The following is a 14,659-nucleotide window of genomic DNA, read 5'->3' as shown; positions in this document are numbered from 1 at the left end:
AGGCGGGGCGGCCTTGGTGGTGAACCAGCGACCGATGCAAGCATTATGACACAGAAACCACCACGAGGGAAGCAGTCGCGGATGCGGTTTCCCCGTCATATCGGCAGGGAAAGCGACTTCCAGAACTCCTCGACGCGCTGGCGCAGCTCGTCGAGCGTGCCATCATTCGCGATCACATGCGTGGCTCGGCGTCTTTTCTCTTCTATCGGCATTTGGGCAGCTTCTCGTGTTGCGAAATCTTGCACCGTCCAATTTCGCGAGGATTTCGCCCTCAGCTGGCGATCTTCCAAAGGACTGTCGACAAACAGCACGATATCGCAACCTTGCTGCCAACCAGCCTCCAATAGCAGCGGAGCATCGATCACCGCCACGGGAGTTTTGGCAATTTTCAGCCGCGTGAGTTGATATTCAAACTCATCTTTGATGCGGGTGTGGAGGATTTTCTCCAAAAACTTGCGTTCCACGAGTGTCGGCTTCTGGGCCGAAAATACTCGCTCGGCCACCGCCTTGCGATCAACGTTACCGTCGGCCTGCAGGATTTCACTGCCCCAACGCTCGGTGAGCGCGTTCTTCACCTCGGGGAAATTGATGACTTCGTGAGCGGCTTTGTCGGCATCGAGAACCACGGCCCCTAACGCCGCCAACTCCTCAGCCACAGCCGATTTGCCACTCGCGATCCCACCGGTCAGTCCAATGATGAGCATGTTTCGTTACCGTCTTTCCCGCGAAGGTGGGAATCCATTCGATTTCCAACAAGTCCAATAGGGATGATGAAAGGTTACGAATCTTGCCATGATTCGCACTCGGCCCAGTTATCGCCAAATTTAACATCGACCTGCAATGGAACAGCCAGTGACATGACGCCACTCATTTCTTCCACCACCAGCCGTGCGAGCGCATCGATGCTGTCGGGGGCAACTTCAAACACGAGTTCGTCGTGGATTTGCAGTAGCATCGTCGCTGGCAATTGCGAATCTTTGAGTCTTCGCGCGACACCGATCATGGCCAGCTTCATCAAGTCAGCGGCAGAGCCTTGGATTACCGAATTCACGGCCGTCCGTTCCGCTAAATTCAATTGTCGTAAGAGCCCCGATTTCTCTTCACGCAGTCCCAGTGGCACCGGGCGCACGCCTTGCACTGACCGCCGTCGGCCCAAAAGCGTGGAGACATAGCCTTGTTGCCGGCAGCGAGTAAGCGTTTCGGTCATGAACCGCAACACACCCGGATATCTGGCAAAGTAGGTTTCAATGAACGCGGCTGCTTCTTCTTTGGAAATCCCCAATCCCTTGGCCAATCCGAACGGACTTTGGCCATAGATGATTCCGAAATTCACCGCCTTGGCATTACGGCGCATACTGCTGTCGACTTCCTCGAGTGGCACATTCTGAACTTGGCTCGCCACGAGCGTGTGAATGTCTTCATTGTTGGCGAACGCCTTGAGCAATGTCTCGTCGCCGGAAAAGTGCGCGAGCACTCGCAATTCGATTTGGGAATAGTCGGCGGCGAGCAATTTCCAACCCGCTGGCCCCGCCTTGAACGCCGAGCGAATTTCACGCCCTTCGGCGGTGCGAATCGGAATGTTTTGCAGGTTGGGATTGCTCGAACTGAGTCGCCCGGTCGCGGCTACGACTTGATTGAACGATGCGTGAACCCGCTTAGTTAACGGATGCACCATCGTGGGAAGAGCGTCGACATACGTATTGAGTAGCTTGGCATACTGGCGGTGCTCGACAATCTTCGCGGGGAGTGGATGCATCTCGGCAAGTTCTTCCAATACGCTGGCATCAGTACTTGCGCCCGTTTTTGTCCGCTTAATGACAGGCAGTTTCAACTCGCTGAACAGCAATTCGGCCAGCTGTTTGGGGGAAGCAATATTGAGCGGATGCCCGGCTAGCTCCTCGATTTCTATCGTGAGCTGATCGAGTTTCGTCCGATATTGCTTGCTGAGTTCCGCCAAGCGATTCGTATCGATCGCGATCCCGGCAAACTCCATGTCTCCCAAGGTTTGCACAAGCGGCACTTCCGCCGCCTCGTTGAGCGATTCCAGTCCTTGCTCTTCCAAGCGCGCGGTCAACAGCGGCACCAATCGCAAAGCGACTTCAGCATCTTCCGCCGCATAAGGAGCCACTTGCGCGACGGGCACTTCGTCCATGCGTTTTTGGTTCTTGCCCGTGCCGATCAAGGATTCGATTTTGATCGTTTCGTGTTCCAGGTAGCGAAGAGCGAGCTGATCAAGATTGTGGCTCCGTTCGCCCGCGTCGAGCAAATAGCTGGCAATCATCGTGTCGAACTTGATGCCTTCAAGCGTGATTCCAGCCCCGCGCATGGCGACGTAATCGTATTTCAGATTTTGGCCAACTTTGGCAATGGCTGGGTTTTCGAGAATCGGTCGCAAAGTATCGGCCACAAGCTCTGGGGAAAGCAAGGTTTCTCCCGCCGGACCGCGGACGGGAATGTAATAACCCTCGCCGGGCACAATCGAAATCGCATAGCCAACAATTTCGGCCTGCCGTGCGTCGATGTTTGTTGTTTCCGTGTCGATGGAAATTAATTGCTGGTGCTGCAATTTGGTGACGAACTCGGCAAGTTTTTCCGGTGTGTCGATGACTTGCACTTGCAGTGCGAAGGCAGCCGCCTTGACCTGCGTTGGCGTTGCTTGATCCAAAGCCGAAATGCGTTGACCCAACGAACGAAATCCAAACTCTCGAAACAGTCGCTCGATTTCGTCGTGATTGATCGGCCTTTCCCGGGCGTCGTACCAATCGGGTTCCAGTGGCACGTTGGTATCAAGCCGCGCCAGTCGCTGGGAGAGCAACGCATCGCCACGATGCTCGATGAGGTTCTGCTGCCGCTTCGCCCCCGCGACTTTCGAAGCATTATTGAGCACATTTTCGAGCGTGTCATACGTGGCCAACAGTTCTTGAGCGAGCTTGGGGCCAAACAGTGGTACGCCAGGCACGTTGTCGACTTTATCCCCGACAAGGGCTTGAAAATCGACCACTTGATCGGGCCGGATTCCCCAGTCCTGCATCAACGAATTGGCATCATAAACTTCATTCTTGCGAATATTGAAAAGCGACACACGATCGGTAATCAACTGCCGACAATCTTTATCTCCCGTGACGATCAGCAGGTTGGCGCCTCGTTCATCGCATTGCCGTGCCAAGGTGGCCAGCACGTCGTCGGCTTCAAACCCTGGGCTGGTTAGCACCGGAATGCCCAAGGCATCGAGCACTTGGCAAATCTTGGGGATCTGCGGCTGAAGGTCGGCGGGCATCTCGCCGCGATCTGCTTTGTACGCGTCGAAAAACTCGTGACGGAACGTGGGACCCGGCAGATCAAAGGCACAGAAGATCGCGTCGGGTTGCCGCGTTTCCCAAAGCTGCAACACGTCGCGCGTGAAGCCGTAAACAGCTGCCACCGGCTCGCCATGAGGACTGGTCATTTCCGGAATCGCGTGAAAGACCTGGAAAATCAGCGAATGAGCATCCACCGCCACGATGTTCCAGCCTTCGAGCGAACTGGGCTGACTTTCCGGCCTTTCTTGGCGGGCCAACGTTGCGACGGGGGGCACCACGGCTGGCTCGTCGTATTCCATACCGGGGAGTGACGGTTGTTGGGATTGCTTGGCCATGGAGGGTCGTCAGGGTGGCAGGGGGATGCGGCAGTACGGAAAGACGGATTGTGTGAATTGCCCGGCCAGAATTCGACCCGACGAGTCTCCTAAGTATCGCTCAACGGACCGCCTGATGACCAGGGCCGTGCCGGTTGGCAGCTCTTCCCAAAGCGCCTAACCGCCATTTGTTGACATGACGTAATCCCACAATTAAGCTCGACTTAGGACGAATTTTCCTAGTTGCGATTCCGTGGCAAACTCGCAGCGCTCTATTCGTTTTTGCTTCGCGGTCATCGTCGTACCTACAATAGACGAAACATCGCGAACTGATGGGCGGCCCCTTTTAGCAAAGCCCAGCACACCACCGTTCACAGCTTTTTCTAGGACAGAGAAAAGATGGCGTCTCGAGAGAACACAACTTTGCAGGGCGTCGTGATCGCGCTCGTGCTGCTTTTGTTGCTGATGTTCGTGGGCTTGTTTCTGCTGAACAATGCACGCAAAACGGAACAATCGCGCGCGAATGATGCCTCGACACAGGCTCAGCAAGCTCAAAGCTCGCTCAGCGAGTTGCAGGCTGAAGCCAACAGCTACAAGACTTGGATGGGTTTTGGTGAAGACGACACACTAGAAACGATCCAAAAATCGTTCGAGGAAGATATTAACAAGTACGGCACTTCGTTTGAAGAGAACGACCGGTTTTACAGCCCGCTGCTAGCGAATTTGTCTGAAGAGAATAAAAATCTTTCTAAGAGCGAAGCTACGGCTAAATCCGAGAATAAGCAGTTGAAAGAAAAATTGCTCGCCACGGAGAAAGAGAAAGATTTACAGATTCAGCAATTCAGCAAAGAAGCCGCCAAGGCCGTAGAAGACCTGAAAGCGGAGCGGGCCAAGTTCGACCAATCCCGGGCCGCGATGAATACTGAAAACCAAAAGCTTTCTCAGCAACTGGCCGACCAACGCAGCCAAATCGACAAGGTCAACGCCGACGCTTCCACAGCTACAAAGAAGCAACTTGAAGAAGTGACCGCAATGAAGCAGGACATCGAAATCTTGCGTGGTAATCAACTTGATCCGGATCCATTCGCCCAGCCCGAAGACGGCTTGGTCAGTTGGGTCAATCAAAAAGAGGGCAAAGTTTGGATCAACATTGGCGAAGCTGATGCCCTGCGTCCGCAGGTGACGTTCAGCGTCTATAGCGGCGACGAAGCCGATGCCCTTAAAGCCGACACCAAGGGAAGCATCGAAGTCACGAAGATATTGAGCCCGCATCTGGCCGAGGCACGCATTACCAACGATATTCCCACTCGGCCTTTGATGGAAGGTGACAAGATTTACAGCCAAGTCTGGAATCGTGGCCGTCAAGTGGGTTTTGCTTTGGCAGGTATTCTTGATATGGATGGTGACGACAAGACCGACATCGAAGAGCTGAAAACCGTCATCGCCTTAAACAACGGTAAAGTTGACGCCCAACCGGCCGAAAATGGCGAAGTTGCGGGTGAAATGACCGTTGATACTCGTTACCTGATTCTTGGCAAGTTTCCTGAGACATCCGTTGCCAATGCCGAAAACCAGCGGATTGCTTGGGAATCGATGACAGAAGCCGCCGACCGTCTAGGAATCGAAACAATCACGCTTGATGAATTTCTAAATCTCATGGGCTGGAAAGCGGATCGCAGAACGGTGACTTTAGGTCCCTCGGCCAAGCCTGATGACTTTCCAGCTAAAAAACCTGGGGAATATAAGCCCCCCCGCACCTCTGCTGGTGCTACGGAATTCCGCCCACGTAAACCGCAGCCCACGTACTGATCAATCATCACCCGCGAGGTGTGCCACTTCATCGGGCGGAAGCGGATTGGCTGTCACTGTTGCTATTGAATCGTGCAACGTTTCGCCGAAGAATGTGAGTTCGTCTCGCGTGATCGACAGCGGCGGCATAATCACGAGCGTGTCGCCGAGGGGTCGCAGCCACAAGCCACGCTTGAGCGCTTCGCGACAGATTTGGTAGGCAATTCTTAAATCAGTGTGATAAGGTACGTCTTTTTGTCGCGTGGGGCTGAATTCCACGGCGGCAATCATCCCCAGCCGTCGCGTGCTGGCCACGTGTGGTAGACGTTCGAGTCTCGCTAAAATCTCGTCCAGTTGCTGTTGGCGGTTGCCTACTTCTTGCGCGCCGATGGAATCTTGAGTAATTTCCAACGCCGCCAATGCCGCTGCCGCCGCGAGCGGGTTGCCGGCATAAGTGTGGCCGTGACGAAAGGATCGCGCGCTGGCGGCGGTTCCAAGAAACGCTTGGTAAATCTCAGACGTAGCAATCGTCGCCGAGATCGGCAAATATCCCCCTGAAAGACTCTTGCCCAAGCATAAGAGGTCGGGCACTACGCCTTCCAGTTCACAGGCCGACATTCTACCAATGCGGCCACAACCGGTGACAATCTCATCGGCGATTAACAGCACATTGTATTTCCGCGTCAGCTCGCGCACGCCATGCAAATAGCCCGCGGGATGAAAGATCATCCCCGCGGCGGCTTGAATACACGGCTCGATCACCATCGCAGCAATGTTTTCATGTTCCGCGGAAAGCACACGCTCCAAATCGGCCAGATAGTGACTCGCATCGGCCCCCGCGGGCAATTTCTCCCGATCGGGGATCGGCAGGCGAAGCACGTCGAATAAGAGCGGCTGAAACATCGCGTTGAACCGGTCGATGCCTCCCACGCTGGCGCTACCCAGCGTGTCGCCATGATAGGCTTCGCCCAACGCGATGAAACGTTTCTTCTTTGGCTGAGGAGTTTCACATTGCTGCCAATATTGAAACGCAATCTTGATCGCGGCCTCGACGGCGGAGGAACCATCGCTGCCAAAAAACACGTGATTCAGATCGCCAGGCGCCAGTTCGGCCAATCGTTTGGCCAATTGAATCGTCGGCACAGTGGCCATACCAAGAGAAGTGGCATGGGCCACCTGATCTAATTGATCGCGAATCGTTGCATCGATCTTGGGATGGCGGTGGCCATACAGATTGCACCACATGCTGCTGATGCAGTCGAGATAGCGATTCCCCTCAACGTCGTACAGCCAAACCCCTTCGGCACGTTCGATCACCAACGGTACGTATTCCGCCATTTGGGTGAAAGCGTGCCAATAATGTTGGCGGTCCCAGTCGATAAGTTCTGCGGAAGTGGGCATCGAACTCAATGGGTTACCAACAAACCTCGACGGGAGCACCCACGCCGACGCCGAGCATGATCTTGGCACTGTCGTCTACGATGGCAATTTCCAGTTGATCGTTGGATCCGATCAAGGCAACGAGCGTCATCGGCGGTTGGTCGGCGTAGGTTTTGAAAATGCACTGTGTTTCGTGCTCGTCGCAACGAACCGTCACCGATTCGTCGGTCGGCACGTCGGCGAGCATGTCGCGCGTGATATCGGTGATCAGGTTGCCGAAGGAGTCGACCGCCACCACTTTTCCTTCGATCCGATTTGCCATTCTCGTTGCTCCAGGCCAAGCCAGTTTCTGCAATTCCAAGTGTGCTGGACCAAGTTGATCGGGATCCAAACCTAAGCTGAGCCGCGCCGCAACCGGGGCCATAATGTCCCGGCCATGGAACGTGGGTGCCACAGGTTGACGAAAATACTGTTCCGCAGTGATGTGGATTATCTTAGTAGGTGGCTGCCGGTCCGCCAACCGACTTAATAGCCCATTATCGGGGCAAACGAACCGCTGTTCGGCAATCTCGGCATAAATAATGGCTCGCGAACTGCCAACGCCGGGATCGACAACCGCGATGTGGATCGTCCCTGCGGGAAACAACAGGGTCGTATCAGCAAGGGCCATGGCTCCAAGCGCAATCTGCTGCGGCGGAATCGCGTGGGTGATGTCGACGATCTGCAGTGCTGGATTGATCGCGAGCATCACCCCCTTCATCGCCGCGACATATGGGCTCGATACGCCAAAATCGGTGGTAAGTGTGATAATCGTGGAGGACATAGGCTTCCTCTACACTTTACCACTCTCGATCAGCGCCAGACAAATTTCGCGAAAACGTCCAGGATCGATGTTAGGGTTCAGCTTTTTCGCCTGCCCGATGAGCGAACTGACGGCCTGAGCTTTGCCACCCCGGACATCGGCCACGATTTTGGGATTTTTCGTGAGCAAATCCCGGCAGAGATCCTCAATGGCCGATTCATCAACCTGCTCGATTCCAAGCTTCTTGATGGCCTCCGCGACACTTAGGCTTTCGCTCCGCATGAGCTCGAACGCATCTTTGGCCCGCGGCTTGGGAAGTTGGCCGTCATTAATTGCCGAGATCATGCCGGCAAGTGTTGCAGCCGAAATCGGAAACTCGGCGATGGTTTGTTCGTGATCTTTTAAGTAACGCAGAATGTCTTGTGAGATCCAATTGCACGCAGCTTTGGTATCGCCGCACTTTTGAGCAGCTTCTTGAAAATATTCGATGACCGGTCGGCCTTGATTCACGATCACGTTGGCGTCATACGCTGAAAGACCGAGTTGCTCCGTGAATCGCTTGCGTAAATCCGCGGGCAATTCGCCGAGCGAGTTCCGCACACCCTCGATTTGCTCCTTGGTCACGACGACGGGAACAAGATCGGGATCGGGAAAATAACGATAATCGCTCGATTCTTCCTTGCTACGTTGCCCGCGTGTCACTCCCGCAACGTCGTCCCAACCCCGTGTTTGCTTGGGGGCATCACCAATTTTCTTGCCAGTTTCTTGCCATTCGCGATATTGCCGCTCTACTTCGTAGTCGAGAGCCCGCTCGACCGCGCGGAAGCTGTTCATGTTTTTGATTTCGACGATCGGCGTGGCAATTTTGCCTTGCGGTGTGTCGATGTGCAGGTTCACGTTGGCGTCAACTCGCAGGCTTCCCTCTTGCATGTTGCAATCGGAGACCGCGATGTGCATCAGGAGCAGTTTTAGCTCTTGCAAAAACGCTCTCGCTTCGGCCGAGCTACGCATATCAGGCTCGGAAACGATTTCCAACAGCGGTGTGCCCGTGCGATTGAGATCGATTTCGCTGTCGGCCTTACCAGCGACTTCATCATGCACGCTCTTGCCCGCGTCTTCTTCAAGATGGGCCCGTGTGATGCGAACGCGCTTGGGCTCGAACGCGCCTTTGTCGTCAGCAATCTCAAGATAACCGTTCGACGACATCGGCAAGTCGTACTGGCTAATTTGGTAGCCCTTCGGCAAGTCGGGGTAGTAATACTGTTTGCGATCCCATTTCGTGAATTCAGGAATCTCGCAGTTAATCGCGAGTGCCGTTTTGAGCGACAACTCGTAAGCCTCGCGGTTCATCACGGGCAATGTTCCAGGCAAACCGATACAAACCGGGCATGTTTGCGTATTGGGCTCGGCACCAAACTGCGTGCTGCATCGGCAGAACAACTTGCTCTTCGTGGCAAGCTGCACGTGAACTTCCAAACCGATGATGGTGGTGTAAGGTTTTGACATAGTCTACGTTTTTGACCACGAAAGACACTAAAGACACGAAATAAAGGGATAAACTCTTTTATTTTTTCGTGTCATTCGTGTGTTTCGTGGTTAAATTTTCGGCCGACGTTTGTGCCAATCGGTCGCGTTTTCGTACATGTAAGCCGCGCGTAAAAGTGATTCCTCTGCCAGCGGCGGGGCCATCAATTGCAAGCCAATAGGAAGGCCCGCCTTGCTGAATCCACACGGCAAGCTGATTCCCGGCAAACCCGCGAGATTCGCACTCACGGTGTAAAGATCGACCAAATACATCGCAAGCGGGTCATCGACCATCTCGCCAATCTTGAAAGCCGTTTGGGCCGTTACGGGGCTGAGAATCAAATCAACACCCGCAAACGCTGCATCAAAATCCTGACGAATCAATCGGCGGACTTTCAATGCCTTGAGATAATATGCATCGTAGTAACCGGCACTCAGAGCATAGGCGCCAAGCATAATCCGACGCTTCACTTCAGCACCGAAACCTTCGGATCGCGAACGCCGGTACATCCGCACAAGCGAAGAGTCGAGTCGCCGCAGGGCAACTTGATCGCCAGCGGCTTCCAACGATTTGCGTTCCATCGCCAGGTCGGCCAGCATCGCTTTTTCATCAGTGCGATGGCCATAGTGGACACCGTCGTAACGAGCGAGATTGCTGGACGCTTCACAGGGGGCAATCACGTAATAAGTCGCCACCGCGTATTTGCTATTGGGCAGCGAGACCTCTTTGACGGTCGCTCCAAACGATTCATAAACTTTGACCGCCTCGCGAACTGCTTGCTCCACTTCAGGATCAAGCCCCGCGGCGAAGTGTTCGCGCGCCAAACCGATCTTTAAACCCTTGAGAGGTTGCGTTACGGTCTTAGAAAATTCGGGAACCGCTTTATCTAGCGACGTCGAATCGCGGCGCTCATGCCCGGCGATTGTTTCCAACAGCAGCGCGGCATCTTGAGTTGTCCGCGCGAGAGGTCCTGCTTGATCGAGGCTGCTCGCGAAAGCCACTAGGCCGTAACGACTCACCCGGCCATAGGTCGGTTTCAGTCCTACAACGCCACACAATCCCGCGGGTTGGCGAATCGACCCCCCTGTATCGGTACCGATAGAAAGTGGCGCCATCTCAGCAGCGACACAGGCTGCGGCGCCGCCACTCGAACCGCCGGGAGAGCGTTCCAGATCCCAGGGATTTCTCGTGAGTTGAAAAGCGGAATTTTCCGTCGAGCCCCCCATGGCGAATTCATCCATGTTGGTGCGGCCGATCAGCACCGCATCCGCCTCTTTCAACTTCGCCACGACCGTGGAATCGTAGGGAGCGCGGAAATTCTCGAGCATCCGCGAACCACAAGTCGTCAGCGTACTTCGGTCGCACAGAACATCTTTCACGGCAACAGGTAGCCCCGCCAGTTTGCCGAGTGGTTTGCCTGCCTTGCGGCGACCATCGACATCTGCAGCTTGAGCGAGGGCGGCATCGCTCTCGACTCGCAAGAACGCGCCGACTTTTCCATCGATTGCAGCGATACGATCGAGATAGGCCTGGGTCAACTCAACGGCTGTAATATTGCCGGAGGCAAGTCGCTCTAGTTGCTCGGTGGCCGACGTCTCGACAAGCGACATTGCGAAAACCCAAACAGAGAAATTTCATTCACCAAGCACGGGGGGAACAAGATAGCCACGTTCATTGTGCCGCGGTGCATTCGACAAGGCAGCTTCCCGCGGCAAGCTCGGCTCGATCACGTCGTCGGCAAACACATTGTGAACTTCGACCGCGTGGGCCATCGGTTCAACACCCGTGGTATCGACTTCGGCGAGTTGATCCACGTAGCCGACGATATTCGCGAGTTCCCCCGCCAATCGATCCAGCTCCGCATCGCTCAATTGCAAACGGGCCAACAACGCCACATTCTCGACGTCGGCACGTGTGATCGCCATGAGAATCCCCACCTACGAACCGCGAACAACCGTCACGGATTCGAAACTTAGGTCGTGGCCGGTTGATCGGGGACCTTGAACGGCGCCTGACGAACGATCTTGGTGATCGTGCCCGAGCGGATGCACTGGGTGCAGGCCAGGATCGTCTTGTGCGTGCCGTTAGGAGTCGTCACGTGGATGCGTTGTAGATTCGGCTTGAATTGCCGAGCGGTAATGCCGGTGATCTTCGTACCGACGCCGCCCAGGTACTTCTTCTTACCGCGGATCGTCACCGAGTTACCGACTTGGGGGCCTTTGCCACAAACGTCACATTGTCGGGCCATGTCGCTGGTCCTTCGTAAACAGAGCTATATTCAATTGATTGTTGGGTAAACTCCTGAATATAGCGATTCGCAAAAAGAACGCAACCGCTGTTCAGGACAGAGTTTAGCCCAAATCGGCAATTTCTTCAGCTAAGGAATCGCTGAGGATTTGCCGAACTTGGGCGGCCAGGGCGCCATTCGTCGCCACGGCCTCGCCGCTGTGAACGGTCGGCCCGCCCTGCCAATCGAAGAATTGTCCCCCGGCTTCCTCGATAATCGGCTGCAATGCGGCGGCATCCCAGAGGTTCATGATGGGGTCGATCATAATTTCCGCCCGGCCCGTGGCGACGAGCATGTATCCAAACGCATCGCCCCAAGTACGGCTCACCCGGCAGGATTCGGCCAATTTATCGAAAACCCCTCGCCCATCCTGTGGGCGGTCCAACGTGTAGGAACGCACGCAGGTGGTCAAATAAACGGATTCAGCCAAGGAACTAACCTCGGAAACTTTGGCCGAATGCCGTTCCCCATCGTCGACGACATGCCAACAGCCTTGCCCCTTGGCGGCGTACACCATTTCATCCACGGCTGGGGCAAAAATTACCCCGATCAGCGGCTCGTCGTTCTGCATGACGGCGACCAGGGTTGTGTACAAAGGCACCCCGCTGATGAACGATTTGGTTCCATCGATAGGGTCCAAAATCCATTGGTAGCCGCTCGTGCCAGCCGTTTTTCCAAATTCTTCCCCCATGATGGCGTCGTCGGCAAAACGCAGCGAAATGAGCTCCCGCAACAGCTTCTCGGCACCTTGATCGGCGACTGTCACCGGCGAGCCATCCCCTTTGCGTTCCACGGCCAGCCCCGGTTTGCGGTAGTGCTGCAAGGTGAAATCGCCTGCTTTTCGAGCGATTTCGACGGCATATTCCAACCGGCTTGTAATTTCTGCGTTGCTCATGGCTGCCAAGTTAGCAAACGCCCCGAAAATCGCCTAGTTGCGGTTTCTTGAGGGCCGTGGGTGTGATTCTGGCGATTATGCTGTTTGAGTAAATCCAGATGGCGCAATAGGATGGGGTGAAATTTCCTTGAAGTGGAGGGGTCGGCTCTTAGAATAGAGGTTGAGGGTCACCCGCTGTTGATTCTACCCAAAATGGAGGAGATCGAGCGATGCGGCAATGGATTGTCTTGGCGGTGGTAGCCCTCGGGTTGGGTTTGTTGGCCAATGGTTGGCAGTCGGGTCACGAGACGGCATTTGCCGCTCCACTCAATGCCGGCCTGGGATCGACGGGCCTAATTACTCATGTGCAAGAACTTGATAACAAGCTGCTGCGGGTGGTGATGATCGACCCCGCTCAGCGTGTGATGGGCGTGTACGACATCAGCCGCGATACGGGTGAGATCCAGCCGAGAAGCATTCGCAATTTCAACGCCGATTTGCAAATGCTGCAGTTCAACAGCGATACCCTCTCGCCCGCCGACATACAAAATACCTTGGAACGACAATAAGCTCGAACGATTCGACAATTTAGATAAATGCTCGTTGCTCGCATGGAGGTTTTAGCGCCGAGCCGAAACGTGAATCCAAACCATTTGGAACACCAGAGGCAGCGATGGAATTTGTCAATTTTGAAGACGCACTCAAGAAACTCAACATCTCGGCAGAACAACTCAATGAGTTGCGCGAGAACAATATGCTGCGGGCCTATCGCGATGGCTCGAGCTGGAAGTTTCGGAGTGAAGAAATCGATCGGATGTCAAACGAAGGCGTTCCCGATCTGCCTCCGCCGAGTGACATCAGCTTGATCGACCCTTCTGATTTGGTCGACGCCGAGCCGCTACCCGACTTTAACTTTGACGACGATCTGGGCCTCGCGGATCTGCCCGAGATCGATCTCGATGAGCCAAGCTCTTCACGCGAACCCGATGAATCGGCTCTCGATCTTCGAATGGCTGATACCGATTCGATATCGGCGGGCAGCGAACTCGAACTTGCTGGACTAGAAGATACGGTCACGGCAGGAACGAGCGATCTCTCCTTGGATGCTCCCGACGAACCGAGCGATCCCACGGATTCGATTCTCTTGAGCGATGAAGAACTGGGAGAATCGGTCACCGGTTCTTTGAGCACAATTATCGGCCGCAAAGAACTGAATTTGCCGGATGCCGATCTAGACCTGGAACTGGAGCTCGACGACGTCACCGACGAAGAAGACACCAAGCTCTCAGCGGCAGGTGCCTCGGACGTGCTTTCTTCGACCGTTGCCGGCTCGGGTGTGCTGGACGAAATGGAAGATCTTTCCGATGCCAAGAAAGCGTTCAAAGATCTCGAAGAATTGGAAATCGATCTCGCCGCGGAGTCGAGTCTTGCCTTGAACCCTGCCGATGTGGCTGACGCCAGAGAGAAGGCGAGCAAGTCGCTAACGAGCCCCAAGGGAGATAGCGATCTCAAGCTGGGCGACGAAGAGTCCGAAGACGAAGGCAATATGGGCTCCACCGACGTGCCTCTGGAAGATTTGGCGGCCGTGGGCACGAATCTCGAAGAAGCCGACGGCGACGTGGAACTGGAACTCGCGGGGGATGACGATCTGATCCTCGCCGACGCGGGCGGCAGCGACCTCACGCTCGACAGCGGCGACAGCGGTATCAATCTTATCTCGCCTTCGGACAGCGGCCTCGCTCTCGACGACATTCCCTTGGATGTCGGCGGCTCGGCGATTTTGAGTTCCCTGTCTCTAGAAGGTTCTGACCCCGAGATTTCGCTGCTGGGGAGCGATGTCGGTGCGGGTGCCTCGGGTGCGGCTCTTCAAACCGACGACGACTTCCAACTGACCCCATTGAGCGAAGGGGGCTTGGACGACGGCGACAGCAGCTCGCAAGTCATTGCCTTGGATGCCGATCTGGGTGGCTTCGATGGAGAAGGTGCCGGCCTGCTGGAAGATGGCTTCTCGGCGGATGACGAGGGTGTTGTCCTGACGGAAGATTTTGGCGAAGCCCCTGCTGGTGACCTTGGCATGGCCGCTTATGCAGGCGCGGTCGCCGTGCCTGTGGCAGGCCCCGAGGCTCAATTCGGCATTGGCAGCATCTTGTTGTTAGTTGCGAGCGTCATGTTCCTTGGCTTCGGTGTTTTCATGATGCTCGACATGCTGCAGAACGTCTGGAGTTGGAACGGCAATTACACGGTCAACAGTTCCATGCTCGACGCTATTCTGGGGCTCTTCGGCTTACGCTAATTCCGCTCGCCGGTGTCACGCCTTGCGAACATCAATAGAATCGGTCACGCTGCAGTTTTGGCTCCCCGACAACTGCATGACGTGATCAGGTTCTCTC

General features: G+C 55.2%; 12 protein-coding genes. 3 read left to right on the top strand and 9 right to left on the bottom strand.

What is annotated here, in order from left to right; genetic code table 11:
* Positions 1-95 precede the first annotated feature (95 nt).
* Together coaE and polA are read right to left on the bottom strand one after the other, a co-directional pair.
* Entirely contained in the window at positions 96-704 is a 609-nt protein-coding gene (gene coaE, locus SH678x_RS10780) for a dephospho-CoA kinase (RefSeq protein ID WP_496922916.1), read from the bottom strand.
* 74 nt (positions 705-778) lie between these two features.
* Positions 779-3,634, bottom strand: coding sequence for a DNA polymerase I (gene polA, locus SH678x_RS10775; protein WP_496922915.1), 2,856 nt, complete (start codon positions 3,632-3,634; stop codon positions 779-781).
* A 378-nt stretch (positions 3,635-4,012) separates the two neighbouring features.
* Here polA and SH678x_RS10770 point away from each other — a divergent pair, with 378 nt between their 5' ends.
* On the top strand, positions 4,013-5,422 hold the full coding sequence (locus tag SH678x_RS10770) for a hypothetical protein (RefSeq protein ID WP_496922914.1): 1,410 nt from the start codon (positions 4,013-4,015) through the stop codon (positions 5,420-5,422).
* On the opposite strand, the gene bioA is transcribed toward SH678x_RS10770, so the two are convergent.
* From bioA to hisN, 7 genes are all read right to left on the bottom strand, one after another.
* A complete protein-coding gene (bioA, locus tag SH678x_RS10765; protein ID WP_496922913.1) occupies positions 5,423-6,802 on the bottom strand; it encodes an adenosylmethionine--8-amino-7-oxononanoate transaminase in 1,380 nt (459 codons plus the stop codon).
* 13 nt (positions 6,803-6,815) lie between these two features.
* Positions 6,816-7,604: an SAM hydrolase/SAM-dependent halogenase family protein gene (locus SH678x_RS10760; RefSeq protein WP_496922912.1), complete on the bottom strand. Its 789-nt coding sequence runs from the start codon at positions 7,602-7,604 to the stop codon at positions 6,816-6,818.
* Between the two features lie 9 nt (positions 7,605-7,613).
* Entirely contained in the window at positions 7,614-9,089 is a 1,476-nt protein-coding gene (gatB, locus tag SH678x_RS10755; protein ID WP_496922911.1) for an Asp-tRNA(Asn)/Glu-tRNA(Gln) amidotransferase subunit GatB, read from the bottom strand.
* Positions 9,090-9,179: 90 nt separating this feature from the next.
* Positions 9,180-10,718 carry an Asp-tRNA(Asn)/Glu-tRNA(Gln) amidotransferase subunit GatA gene (gatA, locus tag SH678x_RS10750; protein ID WP_496922910.1) on the bottom strand — a complete coding sequence of 513 codons (1,539 nt, stop codon included), beginning with the start codon at positions 10,716-10,718 and terminating at the stop codon, positions 9,180-9,182.
* 24 nt (positions 10,719-10,742) lie between these two features.
* Entirely contained in the window at positions 10,743-11,033 is a 291-nt protein-coding gene (gatC, locus tag SH678x_RS10745; protein WP_496922909.1) for an Asp-tRNA(Asn)/Glu-tRNA(Gln) amidotransferase subunit GatC, read from the bottom strand.
* Between the two features lie 47 nt (positions 11,034-11,080).
* A complete protein-coding gene (gene rpmB / locus SH678x_RS10740; protein ID WP_496922908.1) occupies positions 11,081-11,356 on the bottom strand; it encodes a 50S ribosomal protein L28 in 276 nt (91 codons plus the stop codon).
* Between the two features lie 103 nt (positions 11,357-11,459).
* On the bottom strand, positions 11,460-12,290 hold the full coding sequence (hisN, locus tag SH678x_RS10735) for a histidinol-phosphatase (RefSeq protein ID WP_496922907.1): 831 nt from the start codon (positions 12,288-12,290) through the stop codon (positions 11,460-11,462).
* A 209-nt stretch (positions 12,291-12,499) separates the two neighbouring features.
* On the opposite strand from hisN, the gene SH678x_RS10730 reads away from it, so the two are divergent.
* Together SH678x_RS10730 and SH678x_RS10725 are read left to right on the top strand one after the other, a co-directional pair.
* Complete coding sequence (locus tag SH678x_RS10730) at positions 12,500-12,838, top strand: hypothetical protein (protein WP_496922906.1); 339 nt, start codon at positions 12,500-12,502, stop codon at positions 12,836-12,838.
* 104 nt (positions 12,839-12,942) lie between these two features.
* Positions 12,943-14,562 carry a hypothetical protein gene (locus tag SH678x_RS10725; protein WP_496922905.1) on the top strand — a complete coding sequence of 540 codons (1,620 nt, stop codon included), beginning with the start codon at positions 12,943-12,945 and terminating at the stop codon, positions 14,560-14,562.
* Positions 14,563-14,659: the final 97 nt, after the last annotated feature.

The sequence above is a fragment of the Bythopirellula superficialaquae genome, from assembly GCF_059632245.1.
The sequence above is the reverse complement of the archived record's forward strand: the minus strand, read 5'-3'. Positions and strand labels throughout refer to the sequence as shown.

What these genes read in the sequence shown, in the direction of transcription:
- coaE (WP_496922916.1), bottom strand. Translation starts at nt 704, where the DNA reads ATGCTCATCATTGGACTGACCGGTGGGATCGCGAGTGGCAAATCGGCT.
- polA (WP_496922915.1), bottom strand. Translation starts at nt 3,634, where the DNA reads ATGGCCAAGCAATCCCAACAACCGTCACTCCCCGGTATGGAATACGAC.
- SH678x_RS10770 (WP_496922914.1), top strand. Translation starts at nt 4,013, where the DNA reads ATGGCGTCTCGAGAGAACACAACTTTGCAGGGCGTCGTGATCGCGCTC.
- bioA (WP_496922913.1), bottom strand. Translation starts at nt 6,802, where the DNA reads ATGCCCACTTCCGCAGAACTTATCGACTGGGACCGCCAACATTATTGG.
- SH678x_RS10760 (WP_496922912.1), bottom strand. Translation starts at nt 7,604, where the DNA reads ATGTCCTCCACGATTATCACACTTACCACCGATTTTGGCGTATCGAGC.
- gatB (WP_496922911.1), bottom strand. Translation starts at nt 9,089, where the DNA reads ATGTCAAAACCTTACACCACCATCATCGGTTTGGAAGTTCACGTGCAG.
- gatA (WP_496922910.1), bottom strand. Translation starts at nt 10,718, where the DNA reads ATGTCGCTTGTCGAGACGTCGGCCACCGAGCAACTAGAGCGACTTGCC.
- gatC (WP_496922909.1), bottom strand. Translation starts at nt 11,033, where the DNA reads ATGGCGATCACACGTGCCGACGTCGAGAATGTGGCGTTGTTGGCCCGT.
- rpmB (WP_496922908.1), bottom strand. Translation starts at nt 11,356, where the DNA reads ATGGCCCGACAATGTGACGTTTGTGGCAAAGGCCCCCAAGTCGGTAAC.
- hisN (WP_496922907.1), bottom strand. Translation starts at nt 12,290, where the DNA reads ATGAGCAACGCAGAAATTACAAGCCGGTTGGAATATGCCGTCGAAATC.
- SH678x_RS10730 (WP_496922906.1), top strand. Translation starts at nt 12,500, where the DNA reads ATGCGGCAATGGATTGTCTTGGCGGTGGTAGCCCTCGGGTTGGGTTTG.
- SH678x_RS10725 (WP_496922905.1), top strand. Translation starts at nt 12,943, where the DNA reads ATGGAATTTGTCAATTTTGAAGACGCACTCAAGAAACTCAACATCTCG.